Origin of the sequence: Isoptericola luteus, assembly GCF_020297055.1 — a bacterium.
GTDB lineage: Bacteria > Actinomycetota > Actinomycetes > Actinomycetales > Cellulomonadaceae > Isoptericola > Isoptericola luteus.
Window position 1 is genome coordinate 1 of record NZ_JAIXCQ010000016.1, and the last position, 17662, is coordinate 17662.

16 protein-coding genes are annotated in these 17662 nt (G+C 75.5%); 9 read left to right on the forward strand and 7 right to left on the reverse strand.

Annotated features, from left to right (window positions below; all coding sequences use genetic code 11):
* Nucleotides 1–28: 28 nt before the first annotated feature.
* Nucleotides 29–388: a PLD nuclease N-terminal domain-containing protein gene (locus LEP48_RS16955; protein ID WP_225566757.1), complete on the reverse strand. Its 360-nt coding sequence runs from the start codon at nt 386–388 to the stop codon at nt 29–31.
* Nucleotides 389–444: 56 nt separating this feature from the next.
* On the opposite strand from LEP48_RS16955, the gene LEP48_RS16960 reads away from it, so the two are divergent.
* Nucleotides 445–747, forward strand: a complete 303-nt coding sequence (locus LEP48_RS16960; RefSeq protein ID WP_225566758.1) for a DUF4229 domain-containing protein — start codon at nt 445–447, stop codon at nt 745–747.
* 61 nt (nt 748–808) lie between these two features.
* Here the strand turns inward: LEP48_RS16960 and LEP48_RS16965 are convergent, their stop codons facing one another.
* Together LEP48_RS16965 and LEP48_RS16970 are read right to left on the reverse strand one after the other, a co-directional pair.
* Nucleotides 809–1678, reverse strand: a complete 870-nt coding sequence (locus tag LEP48_RS16965) for a 1,4-dihydroxy-2-naphthoate polyprenyltransferase (protein WP_225566759.1) — start codon at nt 1676–1678, stop codon at nt 809–811.
* A 31-nt stretch (nt 1679–1709) separates the two neighbouring features.
* Entirely contained in the window at nt 1710–2948 is a 1239-nt protein-coding gene (locus LEP48_RS16970; RefSeq protein WP_225566760.1) for an AMP-binding protein, read from the reverse strand.
* 181 nt (nt 2949–3129) lie between these two features.
* Between LEP48_RS16970 and LEP48_RS16975 the strand changes: the two genes are divergently transcribed.
* Nucleotides 3130–4191: a DUF3048 domain-containing protein gene (locus tag LEP48_RS16975; RefSeq protein WP_225566761.1), complete on the forward strand. Its 1062-nt coding sequence runs from the start codon at nt 3130–3132 to the stop codon at nt 4189–4191.
* A 37-nt stretch (nt 4192–4228) separates the two neighbouring features.
* Here the strand turns inward: LEP48_RS16975 and LEP48_RS16980 are convergent, their stop codons facing one another.
* Together LEP48_RS16980 and LEP48_RS16985 are read right to left on the reverse strand one after the other, a co-directional pair.
* The gene (locus LEP48_RS16980) at nt 4229–5887 is read right to left on the reverse strand and encodes an outer membrane protein assembly factor BamB family protein (protein WP_225566762.1); all 1659 of its coding nucleotides are present in this window, start codon (nt 5885–5887) and stop codon (nt 4229–4231) included.
* Between the two features lie 39 nt (nt 5888–5926).
* Nucleotides 5927–6916: a 1,4-dihydroxy-2-naphthoyl-CoA synthase gene (locus LEP48_RS16985; RefSeq protein ID WP_225566763.1), complete on the reverse strand. Its 990-nt coding sequence runs from the start codon at nt 6914–6916 to the stop codon at nt 5927–5929.
* Between the two features lie 96 nt (nt 6917–7012).
* Here LEP48_RS16985 and LEP48_RS16990 point away from each other — a divergent pair, with 96 nt between their 5' ends.
* The 5 genes from LEP48_RS16990 (at nt 7013) to LEP48_RS17010 (ending at nt 12928) form a co-directional block, all read left to right on the forward strand.
* The gene (locus LEP48_RS16990; RefSeq protein ID WP_225566764.1) at nt 7013–7336 is read left to right on the forward strand and encodes a DMT family transporter; all 324 of its coding nucleotides are present in this window, start codon (nt 7013–7015) and stop codon (nt 7334–7336) included.
* Complete coding sequence (locus tag LEP48_RS18635) at nt 7323–7946, forward strand: TetR/AcrR family transcriptional regulator (protein ID WP_308010051.1); 624 nt, start codon at nt 7323–7325, stop codon at nt 7944–7946. Before LEP48_RS16990 ends, LEP48_RS18635 begins: the two co-directional genes overlap by 14 nt.
* Nucleotides 7947–8032: 86 nt before the next feature.
* Nucleotides 8033–9052 carry an o-succinylbenzoate synthase gene (locus tag LEP48_RS17000; RefSeq protein WP_225566765.1) on the forward strand — a complete coding sequence of 340 codons (1020 nt, stop codon included), beginning with the start codon at nt 8033–8035 and terminating at the stop codon, nt 9050–9052.
* Nucleotides 9049–11046 carry a 2-succinyl-5-enolpyruvyl-6-hydroxy-3-cyclohexene-1-carboxylic-acid synthase gene (gene menD / locus LEP48_RS17005; protein WP_225566766.1) on the forward strand — a complete coding sequence of 666 codons (1998 nt, stop codon included), beginning with the start codon at nt 9049–9051 and terminating at the stop codon, nt 11044–11046. The genes LEP48_RS17000 and menD overlap by 4 nt, the downstream gene beginning before the upstream one ends.
* A gap of 97 nt (nt 11047–11143) precedes the next feature.
* Nucleotides 11144–12928: a S1C family serine protease gene (locus LEP48_RS17010; protein ID WP_225566767.1), complete on the forward strand. Its 1785-nt coding sequence runs from the start codon at nt 11144–11146 to the stop codon at nt 12926–12928.
* A gap of 246 nt (nt 12929–13174) precedes the next feature.
* Here LEP48_RS17010 and LEP48_RS17015 read toward each other — a convergent pair whose 3' ends face one another.
* Nucleotides 13175–13783, reverse strand: a complete 609-nt coding sequence (locus tag LEP48_RS17015) for a TetR/AcrR family transcriptional regulator (RefSeq protein ID WP_225566768.1) — start codon at nt 13781–13783, stop codon at nt 13175–13177.
* A gap of 132 nt (nt 13784–13915) precedes the next feature.
* On the opposite strand from LEP48_RS17015, the gene LEP48_RS17020 reads away from it, so the two are divergent.
* Both LEP48_RS17020 and LEP48_RS17025 read left to right on the forward strand, forming a co-directional pair.
* The gene (locus LEP48_RS17020) at nt 13916–14506 is read left to right on the forward strand and encodes a DUF6230 family protein (RefSeq protein WP_225566769.1); all 591 of its coding nucleotides are present in this window, start codon (nt 13916–13918) and stop codon (nt 14504–14506) included.
* Between the two features lie 19 nt (nt 14507–14525).
* Complete coding sequence (locus LEP48_RS17025) at nt 14526–16037, forward strand: DUF6114 domain-containing protein (RefSeq protein ID WP_225566770.1); 1512 nt, start codon at nt 14526–14528, stop codon at nt 16035–16037.
* Nucleotides 16038–16121: 84 nt separating this feature from the next.
* On the opposite strand, the gene LEP48_RS17030 is transcribed toward LEP48_RS17025, so the two are convergent.
* Nucleotides 16122–17546: an isochorismate synthase gene (locus tag LEP48_RS17030; RefSeq protein WP_225566771.1), complete on the reverse strand. Its 1425-nt coding sequence runs from the start codon at nt 17544–17546 to the stop codon at nt 16122–16124.
* Nucleotides 17547–17662 lie beyond the last annotated feature (116 nt).

The window sequence follows — 17662 nt, forward strand, 5'->3', positions numbered from 1 at the left end:
CCCCTCTCTATCTCGGCGGGGAGCCTCTCTATCTCGGCGGGTCGGAGGAGGTGCCCTCGCCGCTGCCGCCCTTGTCCCGCTCACGGCGACGGCGGTCCTGCTCCAGCTTCCACAGGAAGTCCGGGTCGTCGTCCGGGGCGACGGGACCGGACGGACGCTTGGGCCCGCGCCCGGGACGGCCGTTGCGTCCGGTGCCGCCCCCGCCCGAGCGGTGCGCCGCGCGGCGCATGACGATCCACGCCAGGGCACCGAAGATCGGCAGCAGGACGATGATCACGGCCCACAGCCAGCGGGGAAGGCCGCCACGGTCCTCCTCGTTTGACCCCGCGAGGTCCAGGAGGGCATACAGGTCGAGCGCGACCACGATCAGAGGCAGGACCACTCGCATGACCCCAGGGTAGTCCGCCGGTGAGAGCCCCCGAGAATCGGGCCTACGCTGGACCCGTGCCTCTCGTGCTCTACACCCTGTGGCGGATCCTGATCTTCGTCGGCGCGCTCGGGCTCGGCTACCTGCTGAGCATGCGCAGCTGGCTCCTGGTGCTGTTCGCGCTCGTCGTGGCCTTCGCCGTCTCCTACCTCGCCCTGCGGCGGCCGCGGGACGCCGCCGCGGCCTGGCTCGCCGAGCGTGCGGAGCGCCGTCAGGGCGCGCGCACGGGGCACGACGCGGACACCGACTTCGAGGACTCCGTCGTCGACCGGGAGAACGTGGACCGGGAGAACGTGGACCGGGACAACCCCGCGGGCTGAGCCCGTCACCTCGCCCGGCGGTCGCGACGCCCTGGGCCCGGCGCCCCGTTCCGGGCCTCCGTCAGAGGGCGAGGCCGAGCCCCAGCAGGACGCCGTACGCCAGCTCGAACATCCCCGTCCCGGCGAGCACCCGCACGAGCAGCGGCCCGTGGGCCCCGGCGATCACCGGGATCACGAGCAGCACGCCCGGCGCCAGCAGCACCGTGACGAGCATCGCCCACGGCGACCACGCCGCACAGACCATGCCGAGCACCACGGGCAGCAGGATCCACGCCGCGAAGACACGGCGCGCCCGGCGGTCGCCGAGCCGGACGGCCAGGGTGCGCTTGCCGGCGCCGACGTCGGTGGGGATGTCGCGGATGTTGTTCACCATGAGCAGCGCACAGGCGATCAGCCCCACGCCCACGGCCCCCAGCACCGACGGCCAGGTGACCCGGTCCGCCTGCGTGTACGTGGTGCCGAGCGTCGCGACCAGCCCGAAGAACACGAACACGCCGACCTCGCCGAGCCCGAGGTACCCGTACGGGGTGCGTCCGCCGGTGTAGAACCAGGCCGCCAGCACGCACAGGACGCCCACGGCCAGGAGCCACCAGTGCCCGCTGACGGCGCACAGCGCCAGCCCCAGCACGCCGGCCAGCCCGAAGGCGCCGAACGCGGCACCCTTCACCCGGCCAGGGCGAGCGGTGCCCGACGCGGTGAGCCGCATCGGCCCGACGCGGTCCACGTCCGTGCCCCGCACGCCGTCGGAGTAGTCGTTGGCGTAGTTGACGCCCACCTGCAGGGCGAGCGCCACGCCGAGCGCGAGCAGAGCGGGCAGCCACGCGAACGCGTCGACCTGCGCGGCGGCGCCCGAGCCGATCAGCACCGGCGCCGCCGCCGCGGGAAGCGTCCGGGGGCGGGCACCCGCCACCCACTCGCTCGTCGTGGCCATCGTTCTCCGTCCTCCGTGGTCGCGAGCGTGCTCAGTCGTGGGACTCGTGCTCGCGGACGAGGTCGACGACGCCGCGGCGGTCCACCTTGCCGGGACCGCGCAACGGCAGCGCGGGCACGCGGTACACGCGGCGGGGCGCGGACGGCGGGCCCAGCCTAGTCGCGACGGCGGCCCGTACCCGCGCGAGGCGGGCGTCACCGAGGGGCTCGAGCCCCCTCCCGCCCGTTGCCGAAGGAGAGGTGGCGGCGACGACGGCGACGAGGGCCTGCCCCCACTCCCGGTCCGGCACGCCGACGACGCACGCCTCGCCGCCCAGCAGCTCGCCCAGCAGCGCCTCCACAGCGGCGGGCGCTACGTTCTCGCCCCCGGTGACGACGACGTCGTCCGCCCTGCCGAGCACCGCCAGCGCGCCGTCGGGCCCGAGGCGCCCGAGGTCGCTGGTGCGGAACCACCGTTCGCCGGTGCGATGGTCCGTGCGGAACGCGGCGTCCGACGCGGCGGCGTCGCCGACGTAGCCGGCGGCGAGGGTCGGGCCGCCGAGCTCGATCACGCCCACCCGGTCGCCGCCCGCCCCGCTCCCCGCCCGGGCCACGGGCGGTTCCGACGGGTCCGGGGAGGCGAGCCGGACGCGCACGTCGCGCAGGGGCAGGCCGTCGTACACGCACCCGCCCGCGGTCTCGGACATCCCGTAGGTGGTGACGACGCGGACCCCGGCGTCGCGCGCCCGCGCCAGAAGCGCCGGCGACGTCGCCGCACCGCCCACCAGCACCGCCGCGCAGCCCGCGAGCGTGCGCAGCGGCCTCCCCTCGCCGTCCGACGCCGCGGCGACGACCCGGTGCAGCTGCGTGGGCACGAGCGAGAGGTACACCGGGGCGCCACCCGCGCCGTGCAGGGCGGGCTCGAGCAGGTCGGCGAGGCCGTCCGGGGTGAACCGCGCGTCGGGCGCCGCGACGGGCGGTGCCCCGGCGAGCACGGCGCGCACCAGCACCTGCAGCCCTGCCACGTGAGTGGGCGGCAGGGTCAGCACCCAGCGACCGGGACCGCCCAGCCGCTCGTGCGTCGCGGTGGCGGACGACCGCAGCGCGTCGGCGCTCAGCGCCACCTCCCGCGGGGTGCCGGTGGAGCCGGACGTGCGCACGACGAGCGCCGTCCCGGCCGGCAGCGGGCCGCGCGTGACGCGGGGCAGGGGGACGACGGCGGGGCCGCCGTCGAGCGCGCGGCGCACGGCCGCGACGAGCTCGGGCACCGGCGGGGACACGGGATGGCGCACGGGCCCAGCGTAGGCACCGCCGCCCTGCCGCCGTTGCGACGCGGGCCGGGCAGCGCGCCGGCGGGTCGTGGGACGTGCGCTGAGGTCCGCCGTCCGGCAGGGTGCGCGTCGTAGGGTGATGGCGTCCTGTGACCGGGCGCACACCGCGGTGGGCGCACGAGACCGTGCCCTGGAGGCCTCGATGACCGTTCCCAGCCTGCGTCGCGCACGCTCCACCGCGGTGCTCGGCGTCGTCGCCGTCCTCGCGCTCGCGGCCTGCTCGTCCGGTGGTCCGACGCCTTCGACGACCGTCACGCCGGACCCGGCGGTCGACAAGTCCGCGCCGCCGAGCCCCGAGGTGCCCGTGACGTGGCCGCTGACCGGGGTGACGGCCGATCAGGTGGCGGAGCGCCCGGCGCTCGCGGTGAAGATCGAGAACGCCCCCGTGGCGCGGCCGCAGACGGGCCTCGAGGCGGCCGACATCGTGTGGGAGGAGGTCGTCGAGGGCGGCGTCAGCCGGTTCGTCGCGGTCTACCACTCCGCGATCCCCGACGTCGTGGAACCGGTGCGCTCCGTGCGCCCGATGGACCCCGCGATCGTGGCGCCCCTCGACGGGCTGCTCGCCTACTCGGGGGCGCAGCCGCCGTTCATCGAGGCGGTCGAGGCGTCCGGGACGCAGTCGGTGATCATGGACCGTGGCGACGCGGGGTTCAGCCGTGACCGGAGCCGCTACGCGCCGCACAACGTCGTCGGGGACATGCAGGCGTTCCTCGACCAGGCCGACGGCGAACGGAGCGTCCCGCCGCCCGCCCAGTTCGACTACGCCGACGCCCCGGGCGAGGGCACCGCGAGCGCCGACGGGAAGAAGGCGGGCACGCTCGACGTCGTGCTCTCGCCCGCCCAGCGCTCGGTGTGGGACTGGGACGCGGACAGTGGCACGTGGCTGCGCAGCGAGGGCTCGCAGGAGTCCGTGTCCTCGGACGGCACGCGGCACGCCGCGCGCAACGTGCTCGCGATGTCGACGGTGATCGTGAACACCGCCTACAAGGACCCGGGCGGCGCGCCCGTCCCGGAGACGCAGCTCGTGGGCTCCGGCCAGGGCGTGCTCGCCGCGGGCGGCAAGGTGCTGACGGTGAAGTGGTCCAAGGAGGACCTGCACGCGCCGGTGGAGCTCACGCACGACGGCGAGCCGGTCGAGCTCGACCCGGGCAGCACGTGGATCGAGCTGGTGCCCCGCGGCACGGGGAGCTGGTCGGTCTCCTGACCGTCCGGCCCCGCCGCGGCCCTGCGGTCCACGGGGCTCAGCCCAGGCCGCGCACCGTGGTCCAGTCCTGTGCGAGGTACACCGGATGACCGTCGACGGCGAACAGCCAGCTGAAGCCGCCCTCGCCGGGCGAGCCCTCCCACACCGTGCTGCCGTCGCGCAGGTCGAGCGCCACCAGCCGGGGTCGTGCGCCGCGCTCGTCCACCACCGCGACCAGGAGCCGCGTGCCGTCCGTGACGGTCCCCGCGTGGTGCGTGACCGTGCCGTCCGCGACGTCGAGCACTCCCGGCACCGTCCAGAGCACCCGCCCGGAGGCTGCGTCGAGGCCGACGACGTCGGCGTGCGCGCTGACCACGACGGTGCCCGCGACCCGGGCCAGGACGGTGCCGAGCCCCTCGACGGGGGTCGCCCAGAGCCGCCCGCCCGCCCGGTCGGTGGCCGTGACCGTCCCGCTGCCGCCCTCCATGAACGTCGCGGAGAGGAGCGGTCCGTCGGGGTCGTCGTCGGTCTGCAGCAGCGACCCGGGGCCGGGCGCGGTCGCAACCGTCGCCCCGGCGTCATCGAGGTAGGTGCTCGTCGTGCCGTGCAGGACGGCGGCGCCCGTGGGGAGCTGCGCGGTCCGGACGACGTTCGAGGGCAGGTCGAGGACCGTGCCGTCGGCCGTCACCGCGGCCGCGACGTCGCACACCCGCAGCACGGTGAGCGACGGCGACGTGGAGACGGAGGGGAGCAGGCTCAGCTCGGGGGCGCCGCCGGTCTCGGTGACGCCGCACCCCGCGAGGTCGTGCGCACGGAGGCGCACCGTGGCCTCGGCCAGCACCTCGCCGGTGATCGCGTCCTCCACGCGCAGCGTCGGGTCCTCCCAGCCGGCCGCCCGCAGGGCGCGCAGGGTCTTCTCGCCGGGGGTGTCCTCGGTCATGGGGACGATGACCTCGCTGCTCTGCTCCACCACGGCGATCGTGCCGTCGGCGGCCGGCCAGACGAGAGGCCCCTCGGAGTGCTGCCGGTTCCGGGAATCGGTCACGGGTCCCAGCGGGCGGGAGCCGAGCACCACGCCACGGTTGTCGAGCACCACGGCCGTCCGGTCCTGCGTCCCGCCGTCGAGGCAGGTCACCATGTCGACGCGCGCGGTGACGAGGTCGAGGCCGCCCTGCCCGGGCCCGCACGTCGGCATGGCCACGGCGTCGTACGCCCACCGCTGGGCGCCGGTCGCGGCGTCGATCGCGGCGACGGTGACACGTCCGGTCACGACCATGCCACCGTCCGACAGGGCGACGGCGGGCTCGGCGTCCCCGCCGAGGTCCCTACCGAAGCCTTCGTCGACACCCGCGTCGAGGTCCCAGGTGCGGGCCAGCGGCGCGGAGAGGTCGGCGACGGAACCCGGCAGGCCTGCCACGGCGGCCGCGCGCCACCGGTCGCCCCGTTCCTCGAGCCGGCCGGGCAGCACGACGGCGGTGGTGGCCCCGACCAGGACGAGGCAGGTCGCGCCCGCGACGGCGGCCCGCTGGCGCCGGGACAGCCGGCGCCAGCGGGCTGCGAGCCGGGACCAGAGCGCGGCGGCCCGGGCGCGCAGCACGTCCACGACCCGTGGGTCGTCGTCCGGGGCCGGGGGAGCGTCGTCGGGGGTCCCGGGCTCGTCGTCCGGCACCAGCTCGAACGACGCCAGCCGGACGGAGCGGCGCGACTTCGGAGGCATGACCGGAGGCTACCGGCCCGGTGACCTGCGCGGGGACGTTCAGAACGCGTACGGGAACGCCGACCAGTCAGGGTCGCGCTTGTCGAGGAACGCGTCGCGGCCCTCGACGGCCTCGTCCGTCATGTAGGCGAGGCGCGTCGCCTCCCCGGCGAACACCTGCTGGCCCATCAGGCCGTCGTCGGGCAGGTTGAACGCGAACTTCAGCATGCGGATCGCCTGCGGCGACTTGCCGGCGATGATGCGCGCGTACTCGATGGCGAGGTTCTCGAGGTCGTCGTGCTCGGCCACCTCGTTCACGCCGCCCCAGCGCTCGGCGTCGTCGGCGGAGTACTCCCGGGCGAGGAAGAAGATCTCGCGGGCGCGCTTCTGGCCCACCTGCCGGGCCAGGTACGCCGACCCGTAGCCGCCGTCGAAGGAGCCGACGTCGGCGTCGGTCTGCTTGAACTTCCCGTGCTCGTGGCAGGCGATGGACAGGTCGGCGACGACGTGCAGCGAGTGCCCTCCGCCCGCGGCCCACCCGTCGACGACGGCGATCACGACCTTGGGCATGGTGCGCATCAGGCGCTGCACCTCGAGGATGTGCAGGCGCCCGGCGCGGGCGGGGTCGACGGCGTCGGCGGTCACGGCCTCCCCGCCGCCGTCGGGAGCCGTCGTGTACTGGTAGCCCGAGCGGCCGCGGATGCGCTGGTCGCCGCCCGAGCAGAAGGCCCAGCCGCCGTCCTTGGGCGAGGGGCCGTTGCCGGTGAGCAGCACCGTGCCGACGTCCGACGTCATCCGCGCGTGGTCGAGGACGCGGTAGAGCTCGTCCACGGTGTGCGGGCGGAAGGCGTTGCGGACCTCGGGCCGGTCGAAGGCGACGCGCACCACGGGCAGGTCGCGCACGACGGCGCCCGCGGCGTCGCGCTCGACGCCGCGGTGGTAGGTCAGGTCGGTGAGCCCCTCGAACCCGGCGACCTTGCGCCAGCGGGTGGGGTCGAAGGTCTGCGAGACCTGCGGGGGGAGCTCGGTGGGGATCGGTGCGCTGCTCACGTCGACACCCTATCCGCGTCGAAACTGGTACGGTCGTACTAGTTTTGCGTGCGCGACGGCGGAGAGTGCCACCCGGCGCACGCGCGGAGGTGCACCATGGCTTGGACCGTTCTCATCCTCTCCGGCCTGCTCGAGGCAGGCTGGGCGCTCAGCCTCAAGGCGTCCGAGGGCTTCACGAAGCTCTGGCCGAGCGTCACGTTCGTCGTGCTGCTGGCCGCCAGCATGGGCGGCCTGGCGTTAGCGCTGCGAACCCTGCCGGTCGGGGTCGCGTACGCCGTGTGGACCGGAGTCGGGGCCGTCGTCACCGCGACGCTCGCGATGACGTTCCTGTCCGAGCCCGTCACGGTGCTCAAGGTGATCTCGATCCTGCTGATCGTCGCCGGCATCGTCGGGCTCAACGTCTCGGGTGCGGGGCACTGACGTGCAGGCACGGGGAGCCGCGCGCCGGAACGCGATCGTGCGGGCGGCGGCACGGCTGCTGCTCGACGACGGCCCGGCGGCGGTCACGCACCGTGCCGTCGCGGCGACGGCCGGCGTGCCCCTGGCCGCCACGACCTACTACTTCTCCGGACGCGACGACCTGCTCGCCGCGGCCGGGGCCGTCGTCGCCGACGGGTGGGCTGAGCACGCCGAGCGGGTGGCCCGGTCCGCGCGCGCGTCGTCGGCAGGGCACCCGGCCGCCGGGCGCGCCGAAGCCGCGGGCGCGGGCAGCGGGGGCGCCGACGGCGGGAGGGCGGCGGCACTGCTCGCGGACGCCGTCCTGCCGCCCGGGGGCGCGCCCGCCGTGCTGGGCACGTACGAGCACCTCGTGGGCGCAGGCCGGCACCCGGCGCTCGTGGCCGCGTACGCCGCGGGGCGCGACCGGCTGGACGCCGCGGTGGCGGGCCTGGTCGCCGCGCTGGGGCTGACGGTCCCGGCGCCGCTGGTGGTGGCGGTCGTCGACGGGGCCGCGGTGAGCGCCCTGAGCGAGGGCCGCGACCCCGTGGGCCACGCCCGCGAGCTTGTCGGGATGCTCCTGCGTCGACGGTGACGTCGCGAATTCTTCCGGACCCGGCCCGGGAACCGAAGAATCCACGACGTCGGCAAGTCGTGCGCGACGCGGGCTAGCCTGAGCGGGTGCAGCCGCTCCGCGAACTGGTGTACCGCACCCCGTTGACCACCCGATTCCGCGGCCTCGACGCGCGCGACGGCGTCCTGCTGCGCGGCGACGCCGGCTGGGGCGAGCTCTCCCCGTTCTGGGACTACGACGACGTGGAGTCCGCCCCCTGGCTGCGCGCCGCCCGAGAGGCGGCCGACCTCGGCTTCCCCGCGGCGGTGCGCGACGCCGTCCCCGTGAACGTCACCGTGCCCGCCGTCGGGCCGCAGCGTGCGCGAGAGATCGTCCTGGCCTCGGGGGGCTGCCGTACCGCCAAGGTGAAGGTCGCCCAGCGGGGCCCCGCCGTCGGTGGCAGACCGGGCGACGTCGAGCCGCTCGCGGCCGAGGCCGAGCGGGTGGCCGCCGTCCGTGCGGCCCTGGACGAGCTGCTCGGGCCGGGGGCCGGCGCGATCCGCGTGGACGCGAACGGTGCCTGGACGGTGGACGAGGCGCTGGCGCGCATCCCCGTCCTGGACGCCGAGGCCCGCGGGCTGGAGTACGTCGAGCAGCCCTCCGCGGGCGTCGCCGACCTCGCCGCCGTCCGCCGCGGGCTGCGCGTCGCCGTGCCGATCGCTGCCGACGAGTCGATCCGTCGCGCCTCCGACCCGCTGCGGGTGGTCCGCGAGGACGCGGCGGACGTCGTCGTGCTCAAGGTGCAGCCGCTCGGTGGCGTGCGTGCCTGCCTGGACCTTGCCGAGCGGGTCGGGCTGCCCGTCGTGGTGTCCTCCGCGCTGGAGTCGTCGGTCGGCCTCGCCGCAGGCGTGGCGCTCGCCGCCGCGCTGCCCGAGCTGCCGTACGCCTGTGGCCTGGCCACCGCGCAGCTGCTGACCCGCGACGTCGTCGCGGAACCGCTGCTTCCGGTGGACGGCGCCATCGCCGTGCGCCGGCCCGCGCCCGACGCGGACGCGCTCGCCCTCACGGCGCCGGACGACGACACCCGTGACCGCTGGCTCGCGCGCTACGTGCGCCTCGCCGCACAGCTCGAGAAGGTGCCCGCATGACGACGCCGGCCAGCCCTCCCCGCCCAGGGCCGTCCTTGGGGGCGTCCGTCCCGCCGTCGGTCGCGGCGGCGCGGACGCTCGTGGCCGACCTCGTGCGGCAGGGCGTGCGCGACGTCGTCCTGTCCCCGGGGTCCCGGTCCGCACCGCTCGCCTACGCGCTGGCCGAGGCTGCCGACGCCGGGCGGCTCACGCTGCACGTGCGTGTGGACGAGCGGTCGGCGGGCTTCCTCGCCCTCGGACTGGCTCGCGGCACCCCCTCGCCGAGCACGGGGGCGGGACCGGCAGGTGACCCTCTCGCGACGCCGACCACGTGGTCGGCGCAGCAGGGGCGGGGAGTGCCGGTCGCGGTCGTGACGACGTCGGGCACGGCGGTGGCCAACCTGCACCCCGCCGTCCTCGAGGCGCACCACGCGGGTGTGCCGCTGGTCGTGATCAGCGCCGACCGCCCGCACGAGCTGCGGGGGACGGGCGCCTCCCAGACCACCGACCAGGTGGGCATCTTCGGCTCCGCCGTGCGGTTCGCCGCCGACGTGCCGGCACCCGACGGGCGCGACGGCGAGCTCCGCGACCTGGTCGCCGTCAGCGGGCGGGCCCTCGCCGCCGCGCTCGGCCTGCGCGACGTGCGCCCCGGGCCCGTGCACCTCAACCTCGGCTTCCGCGACCCGCTGCATCCCTCGGCCCCGCTCGAGTCCTTGAGCGGGGACGAGGCGTGGTCCCGGCAGGGGCGACCGACCGGGCCAGGTGGAGACGGGGACGAGCCGCCGGGCGGCGACGCCTGGCCCGAGGGGTCCCGCCGGACCGTGGTGGTCCCGCCGGCACGCGGGCCCGGCGCCGATCCCGTCCTGCCCGGGCGGGCCGCGTGCACGCTCGTCGTCGCGGGCGACGGGGCGGGGCCGGAGGCGCGCACGGTCGCGGAGGCGCAGGGCTGGCCGCTGCTGGCCGAGCCGTCGTCCGGAGCGTGCGGCGGGCCGAACGCGATCGCCGGCTACCGCCTCGTCCTGGGGGTCGACGAGCTGACCCGCGACGTCGAGCAGGTCGTGGTGTTCGGGCGGCCCACGCTCTCGCGGCCCGTGCAGCGCTTGCTCGCCCGGCCGGACGTCGCCGTCACCGTCGTCGCGCCGGGCGGGGGGCCGTGGCCCGACGCCGTCCGTAACGCCGCCGCCGTGGTACCCGCGCTCGGGGAGCGCTGGTCCGCCCCGCCGACCGAGCCGACCGAGCCGACCGAGCCGACCGGGAGGCCGGGGCCGGGCGACGGCAGCTTCGTCGCGCGGTGGCGCGCCGCCGGCGCCGCGGCAGCCGACGTCCTCGCCACCGCCTCGGGCGACGCCGCGGTGGGCGGCGGGCTGCCTGCCGCGCCGCACGGGGCGCTCGCGGTGGCCCGCGCGGTCGCGGGCGTGCTCGGGCCCAACGACGTCCTGGTGGTCGGCTCGTCCAACCCGGTGCGCGACCTCGAGCTGGTGCTCGGGCTCGACCACCCGCAGTCCGGGGACCTGCCGGACGTGGTCGCGAACCGGGGACTGGCCGGCATCGACGGCACCGTCTCGACGGCGCTCGGCGTGGCCCACGCGGCGGCGCGCCAGGGTCGTCGCACCCGTGCGCTCGTCGGGGACCTCACCTTCCTGCACGACGTCGGCGGCCTGCTGCGCGGCCCGCAGGAGCCGGGCGTCGACCTGGAGATCGTGGTGGTCAACGACGACGGCGGCTCGATCTTCGCGACGCTCGAGCACGGCGCGCTCGCCGCCTCCTCGCCGGGCGCCGCGGCCACGTTCGAACGGGTCTTCGGCACCCCGCACGGGGCGAACCTCGCCCAGCTCTGCGCCGGCTACGGCGTCGACCACCAGCTGGTGCTCGACGTCGGGTCGCTGCGGCACGCGCTGCGGGCGCCCACCCGCGGGATCCAGGTGATCGAGGTGCGCGTGCCCCGCACGGACCGGCTGGCGGGAGCGCAGGACCTGGCCCGTGCCGTCGCCGAGGCCGTGGGTCGCGCGCTCTGACGGCTGATCTCCAGCTTTTGCAGGGAACTCTCAGGTTGGGCCAAGGGTGGCGCCAGGATGCGATGGTGTTCTGGGGCCACACGTCGAGGAGGGCACCATGAGCACCGAGAACACTGGCGGACCGCAGCACCCGTCCGGCGCCGAGGGATCCGAGGCTGCCGCGAACGGCGCCGGGGCCACGCCGGAGCAGGACGCCGCGAGCACCCCCGAGCAGGTCTCCGCGGAGCGGGACGCGTCGTCGTCCGGCGACGATCCCGCCGAGCACCCCACCGAACAGCTGAGCGAGCACCCGACGGCGCGGGTCCCTCGGCCCGAGGCGCCGGGCGGCGACCACCCGCGGGAGCAGCCGACCCAGCAGCTGCCGACGTCGCGGCCGCCGCACGGCCAGCAGCCCCCGTACGGCCAGCAGCCCCCGTACGGACGGCCCGAGCAGGGTGAGCAGACGCCGTACGGCCGGGCGCCCTACGGCCGTGCCCCCTACGGGCAGGCGTCGTACGGTCAGCCGGCGCAGGGCCAGGCGCCGTACGGCCCGTCCCCGCACGCCCAGTCCACGCACCCCCAGCAGCACGGCTCCGCGCAGCAGCCGTACCCGTACGCGGCCGGCCACGGCGCGGGCATCCCGGGCCGGCCCGGCCCGCACGGTGGTCCCCGGACCCCGGCGAGGCGGTCGGTCTGGCTGCCGGTGACGGTCGCGGCCCTCGCGGGGGCCGTCCTGGCCAGCGGCGGCACCGCCGCCCTCACGGGCGCGTTCGACGAGGGCGGCACGTCGTCGCTCGCCGACGTCGGTCCCGCGCGCTCGACCGACGAGGCGCCGGTGTCGAGCTCCACGAACAGCAACCCGGACTGGGAGGCCGTGACGAACGCGGTCGCCACGTCCGTCGTCGCGATCCAGACCCGCAGCTCCGAGGGGTCCGGCGTCCTCATCGACGACGAGGGTCACGTGGTCACCAACAACCACGTCGTCGACGGCGCCGACACGGTGCAGGTGTCGCTGTCCGACGGCCGGCTGTACGAGGCGAAGATCGTCGGCACGGATCCCACCACGGACCTCGCCGTCGTGCAGATCCAGGACCCGCCGGACGATCTCCAGCCGGCGGCCATGGGCAGCTCCGACGACGTGACCGTGGGCGATGCCGTGCTCGCCGTCGGCAACCCGCTCGGGCTGGCGAACACCGCGACCACGGGCATCGTGTCCGCCGTCGACCGGCCCGTCTCGGCCTCGGGCGAGGACGGCAGCACCCAGGTCGTGACGAACGCGATCCAGATCGATGCGGCGATCAACCCGGGCAACTCCGGCGGGCCGCTGTTCAACGCCCAGGGGCAGGTCATCGGCATCACGTCGTCGATCGCCACGCTCTCGAGCGGCATGGGCGGCCAGTCGGGGTCGATCGGCCTCGGGTTCGCGATCCCGGTGAACCTGGCGGTCGACATCGCCGACCAGCTCATCGAGAACGGTACGGCGGAGCACGCATTCCTCGGCGTCAGCATGCAGGACGCCACGGCGACCGCCGACGGCGTCACGCGCCGCGGTGCGGAGGTCATGGAGGTCACGTCCGGCTCGCCGGCTGCGGAGGCCGGGATCCAGGCGGGCGACGTCATCGTCGCGATCGACGACGACCCGGTGAACGGGGCCGAGTCCCTGACCGCCCACGTGCGCGAGAAGAGTGCCGACCAGAAGGTCGCCCTGACGTACGTGCGGGACGGCAGGTCGCAGAGCGTCGACGTCACGCTGGCGGTGCGCGAGGAGACCGCCTCGACGGGCGAGGCCCCGAGCCAGGAAGGCCAGCAGGAGCAGCAGGACGAAGGCTCCCAGGGCTCCGACCCCTCGTCGCCGAACAACCTGCCGGACTGGCTCGAGGACCTTCTCCAGGGCGGCAGCTGACCACCTGACCACCTGACCGCCGAGGGTCACCGCCCCCTGTGCCCTCGGCGCACCGCACGGCATCGTGCGGTCGGCGCGGCGCCTGCCGCCGTGCCGGCGGCCCCGCACCGGACGAGACATCCCCCGTCCCGCCGGTGCGGGGCCGACGTGTCAGCGGCGGCGGGTCGGTGGCGGCGGCTCGACGGCGGGTGGTCCCGGCGGGTGGACGGAGCGGAGTCGGACCGGGCCGGCGGTCCGGGCGCGGGGTCAGTCGTCGGCAGAAGCCGGCGGATGGAGCGCGGCGACGACGCCGAGCGCGCTGCGCTCGAGAAACCCGGCGAGCTCGCCCGGACCGACCTGCCGGTCGGTGGCGGCCTCCACGAGCGCCTGCTCGGCGAACGAGATCCACGCGTGCAGGGCGGCCTCGCGCAGGGGGGAAGGGGGCACGCCGATCTCCTCGAACACGTCGCGCAGGTGCCCGGCGAGCACGTCCCTGGCGTGCTGGACCGTGGTGCGCACCTGCTCGTCGCCGCTCGCCGCCCCGCGGACGATCGAGTAGAACGTCGCGTGGTGGTCGCGGACGAAGTCGACGAACCGGTCCAGGGTGTCGCGCAGCCGCTCCTGCGGCGGCAGGTCGCCGCGGGGCTCGGTGGCGTGCAGCATCGCGTCGCGGGCGGTGCGCACGATGGCGGAGTGCAGGCCCTGGCGGTTGCCGAAGTAGTAGTGCACCAGGCCGGGGGAGACGCCGGCCTGGGCGGCCAGCTCCTCGACGGTCACGGCCTCGAGGGGCCGGTCCGCGAGGGCGGCGACGCCGAGCGCGACGAGCTGCTGGCGACGTTCGTCGGGACTCAGACGGGTGCGTCGCGGGCCAGCCATGTACGGAGCATAGGGGGGTCCGGGGCGCGCCCGGCGGTGCCGTCCGACCGCCGACCACTATTGACGGTGCCTCAGTACGTGCGTACCGTCGCTCCAGGCGACACCGAGGTCGCCCGTTCGTCTGGAGGGGAAATGAAGCTCAGCGCACTGACGCGCACGCGCCGCGGGCGTGCCATGCTCGCCACGATCCCGACGGTGGCCGTCATCGGGGTCCTCATGGGTGGCGTGGCCCAGGGGGCCGTACCGGTATCGATGGCGATCTCGGGGCAGCAGTTCAAGATCTCGGCCGACAAGCTCGAGGGCACCGGCTTCTCGCAGTACGCCGGGACGCAGAAGGACGCCGACGGCAAGAAGCACGACGTCGCCGTCGCGAACATCAAGGACGCCAAGCTGTACAACCTGTGCCAGTCCGTGACGGTGCCGGGTGCGCCCATCGGCCTGCTCATCTCGGCGGGCACCGACCCGAAGCACCCGGTGGAGGCGACCGACCTGCAGATCGGCATGAGCGACCTGCGCGGGACGGCCACGTTCGACAAGATCCGCATCGGCGTGGACGCCTCGACGGTGAGCACCGAGGCGAAGGGCCACCAGGGCGACTTCGCGATGGACTCCGACGCCGTGAACATCGACAACCTCAAGCAGGTCTCGTCGAGCACGTCGGCCGCGGTCTTCAAGCTCACGGACCTGCACCTGAAGATCTCCGACGGCACCGCGTGCTTCTGATCGGGCGGGGAGTCCTGGCGTGAGCGACGAGAACACCTCGACCCCTCGGTCGTCCCCCGACGAGCCGGCCACGCGACGTCAGCGGTTCGCCGCGTGGCGCCGGGGCCGGCCCTTCTGGGGCGGCGTCCTGACCGTCCTGGCCGGCCTCGGCCTGTGGTTCTCCGGCCGCCTCGAGCTCGACGACATCGAGATCCAACTCGGCATCGAGGGCATGCAGTCGACGCTGCTGCCGGTGGCACTGGTGCTCCTCGGCGTCCTGCTGACGACGCAGCCGCAGTTCCGCGTGTTCTACGGCGTCATCACCCTGGCGATCTCGGTCTACTCGCTCCTGGGCGTCAACCTCGGCGGGTTCGGGGTCGGCATGGTCCTGGGCGTCGTCGGCGGGATCCTCGCGGTCTCGTGGATGCCCGTGGGCGAGCAGGCGTCGGCCTCCGCTCCGCAGCGGGCCGACGACGGTGCCGACGACGGTGCCGACGTGGCAACCCCGGGGCACGTCGAGAGGGCGGCGGGCCCGCTCCCGGAGCCGGACGAGGCCCGCACCGAGGTGGGCGTCGAGGACCTGCTGGCGCCCGCGGAGGAACCCGTGCGGGGCGGACGGCACGCGGCGGTCGTCGCCGCGGTGGCCGTGCTCGCGGTCGGCGGCACCGGCGCGACGGCGGTCGAGACGGCCGGCGTCGTGCCCGCGCAGGTGCAGTCCGCCTCCTCGTGCTGGGACCCGCTCGGCTGGCTCGACTGGATCTGCGGCGACGACGAGGACGACGCCGAAGCGACTCCGAGCCCTTCGCCGTCCGCGGACGACGACCCGGCGGAGGGCGACGACGCGGCGGCCGACGGCGAGACGGACGACCCGCGGTCGTCGGACGCCGGCGAGCCCGACTCGGGCGGGGCCGACGGCGAGAAGTCCGACGGCGAGAAGGACGGCGGCGAGGAGGCCGACGAGGCCGACGACACGGAGCCGTCGGAGCAGCAGGCGCAGGAGGAGGTCACCGAGGCGGCGGCGCTCGAGCTCGGGCCGTGCGCGCGGATCACGTTCGGCGGGGAGTACGACATCAACGTCTCGCTGCCGGGCGACTGCGGCACGCGCGAGGACGGCAACGTCTTCTCCCTCGACGGCGACCTGGAGACCCGCGACCTGCAGCTCCCGCTCACGGGGATCAACGGGATCGACGTCGTCAACGTCCCGGTCACGAACGACGGACCGCGCCGCGACGCCCTGCGCCTCTCCGTGGACTCGGTGAAGGTGCCCGGGTTCTGGCTCAAGACGTACGCCTACAGCGGCGACTCCGTCGGGGGCACGGTCACGAATGCCGACTACGTGTCGATGGAGGGCAACGCGCAGATGTACATCTCCACGATCCACGCGAACCTCCCCGACGGGGACGACCTCGTCGAGCTGGGGGAGAAGATCGCGGGCGGCGCGTCGCTGGTGGAGATCCTCCTCGGCCTGGTCGACGCGCGGATCGGGCTGATGGGCGCCACGTCCGACGTCCAGGTGTGGTCCGACTTCCGCGAGACCGTCTGGAAGCAGTAGCCCCACCCAGGCTGCCGGCCGGCCGGTCCTGCCCTGACGTCCGACCGACGTCCCGGCGGGACCGGCCGTCGTTCTCGGTGGGCCTCAGCCCTCGAGCGCCCACCGCACGGGCTCGAGCTTGGCCTCCGACTCGGCGAGCTCCGAGTGCGGGTCGGACGCCGCGACGATGCCGCAGCCGGCGAACAGGCGCAGGTGGTGCGGGTCGGCGTCGGACAGCTCGGCCGAGCGCAGGGCGATGCCCCACTCGCCGTCGCCGTCGGCCCCCACCCAGCCGACCGGGCCGGCGTAGCGCGAGCGGTCCATGCCCTCGATCTCGCGGATGAGGTCGCGCGCCACCACGGTGGGGGTACCGCAGACGGCGGCCGACGGGTGCAGCGCCGCGGCGAGCGTGAGGGACGACGGCGCGCCCGCGGTCCGGGTCGCCCGGTCGAGCACGCCCGTGACGTCGCTGGCCAGGTGCATGACGTTCGGCAGGTGGAGCACGAACGGCGCGTCGGGCACGTTCATGGAGCTGCAGAACGGCTCGAGCGCCCGCGCGACGGAGCGCACCGCGTACTCGTGCTCCTCCAGGTCCTTCGAGGAGCGGGCGAGCTGGGCGGCGTGCAGGAGGGCGTCGTCGTCGGACATGCCCTGCTCGCGGCGGATGGTGCCGGCGAGCACCCGGGAGGTGACCAGGCCCTTCTCGCTGCGCACGAGCAGCTCCGGGGTGGCGCCCACCATGCCGGCCACGGAGAACGTCCAGCACGCCTGGTAGCGGTCGGCAAGGCGGCGCAGCAGCCAGCGCGGGTCGACGGGGTGCTCGGTGCGCGCCACGACGTCACGGGCGAGCACGACCTTCTCCAGCTCGCCCGCATGGATGCGGGCGACGCCCTCGCGCACCACGGCGGGCCAGTCCGCGGCGGCCACGGCCCCGTCGGCGAAGTCGACGCGGCCGGGGGACGCGACGGGCGTCACGGTCTCGCGCCGCAGGGCGTCGGTGCCCGGGGCCGAGTCGAGGGAGCCGGCCGCGCAGATCGTCGTCATCCAGGTGACGTCGCCGCGCCGTCCGACGACGACGCGCGGCACGACGAGCGAGCCGTCGGGGCGGGAGGCGCCGTCGTCGCCGTACTGGTCGTCGAGCTGGCCCGCGTCGTCGAACGCGAACGTCCCGAACGCCACCGGTCCCGTGCCGGGCAGCCGGACGTCGTCGCGCACGACGGCGCGCCGCAGGGTCGCCTGCCAGGCGTCCTCCGCGTCGGCGAACCGACCGGGCCCGAAGGTGTCGAAGCGCAGCGTCTCGCCCCAGCCCACGATCCCGTCCCCGCGCCGCACCCAGCTCAGCGGGTGCGCGCCGGGCAGCAGGTCGACGAGGGCCGTGAGGCCGCCCGCCAGGTCGTCGATCCGGGTGGTGCGGACCACGAGCGGGAGCGGCTCGGGGCGGTTCGCCCGCGTGCTGCCGGTCGGGACGTCGGGGGTGCCGGCCGGGTCGCCAGGGGTGGGGCGGGGCGCGGGCAGAGGCGTGGCGGACATCGGCTCCAGGGTACGCCGACGGCCTGCTCCCGCCCGTCCTGGCGGAGGGAAGGCAAGCCTTCCTACACATCGGCCACCGAACGTGACTAGAGTGCTCGCGAGAGTTGTGATCGGGT

Excerpts from the sequence above, each read along its gene's own strand:
- LEP48_RS16955 (WP_225566757.1), bottom strand. The coding sequence starts at position 388 with ATGCGAGTGGTCCTGCCTCTGATCGTGGTCGCGCTCGACCTGTATGCC.
- LEP48_RS16965 (WP_225566759.1), bottom strand. The coding sequence starts at position 1,678 with ATGGCCACGACGAGCGAGTGGGTGGCGGGTGCCCGCCCCCGGACGCTT.
- LEP48_RS16975 (WP_225566761.1), top strand. The coding sequence starts at position 3,130 with ATGACCGTTCCCAGCCTGCGTCGCGCACGCTCCACCGCGGTGCTCGGC.
- LEP48_RS16980 (WP_225566762.1), bottom strand. The coding sequence starts at position 5,887 with ATGCCTCCGAAGTCGCGCCGCTCCGTCCGGCTGGCGTCGTTCGAGCTG.
- LEP48_RS16990 (WP_225566764.1), top strand. The coding sequence starts at position 7,013 with ATGGCTTGGACCGTTCTCATCCTCTCCGGCCTGCTCGAGGCAGGCTGG.
- menD (WP_225566766.1), top strand. The coding sequence starts at position 9,049 with ATGACGACGCCGGCCAGCCCTCCCCGCCCAGGGCCGTCCTTGGGGGCG.
- LEP48_RS17010 (WP_225566767.1), top strand. The coding sequence starts at position 11,144 with ATGAGCACCGAGAACACTGGCGGACCGCAGCACCCGTCCGGCGCCGAG.
- LEP48_RS17015 (WP_225566768.1), bottom strand. The coding sequence starts at position 13,783 with ATGGCTGGCCCGCGACGCACCCGTCTGAGTCCCGACGAACGTCGCCAG.
- LEP48_RS17020 (WP_225566769.1), top strand. The coding sequence starts at position 13,916 with ATGAAGCTCAGCGCACTGACGCGCACGCGCCGCGGGCGTGCCATGCTC.
- LEP48_RS17030 (WP_225566771.1), bottom strand. The coding sequence starts at position 17,546 with ATGTCCGCCACGCCTCTGCCCGCGCCCCGCCCCACCCCTGGCGACCCG.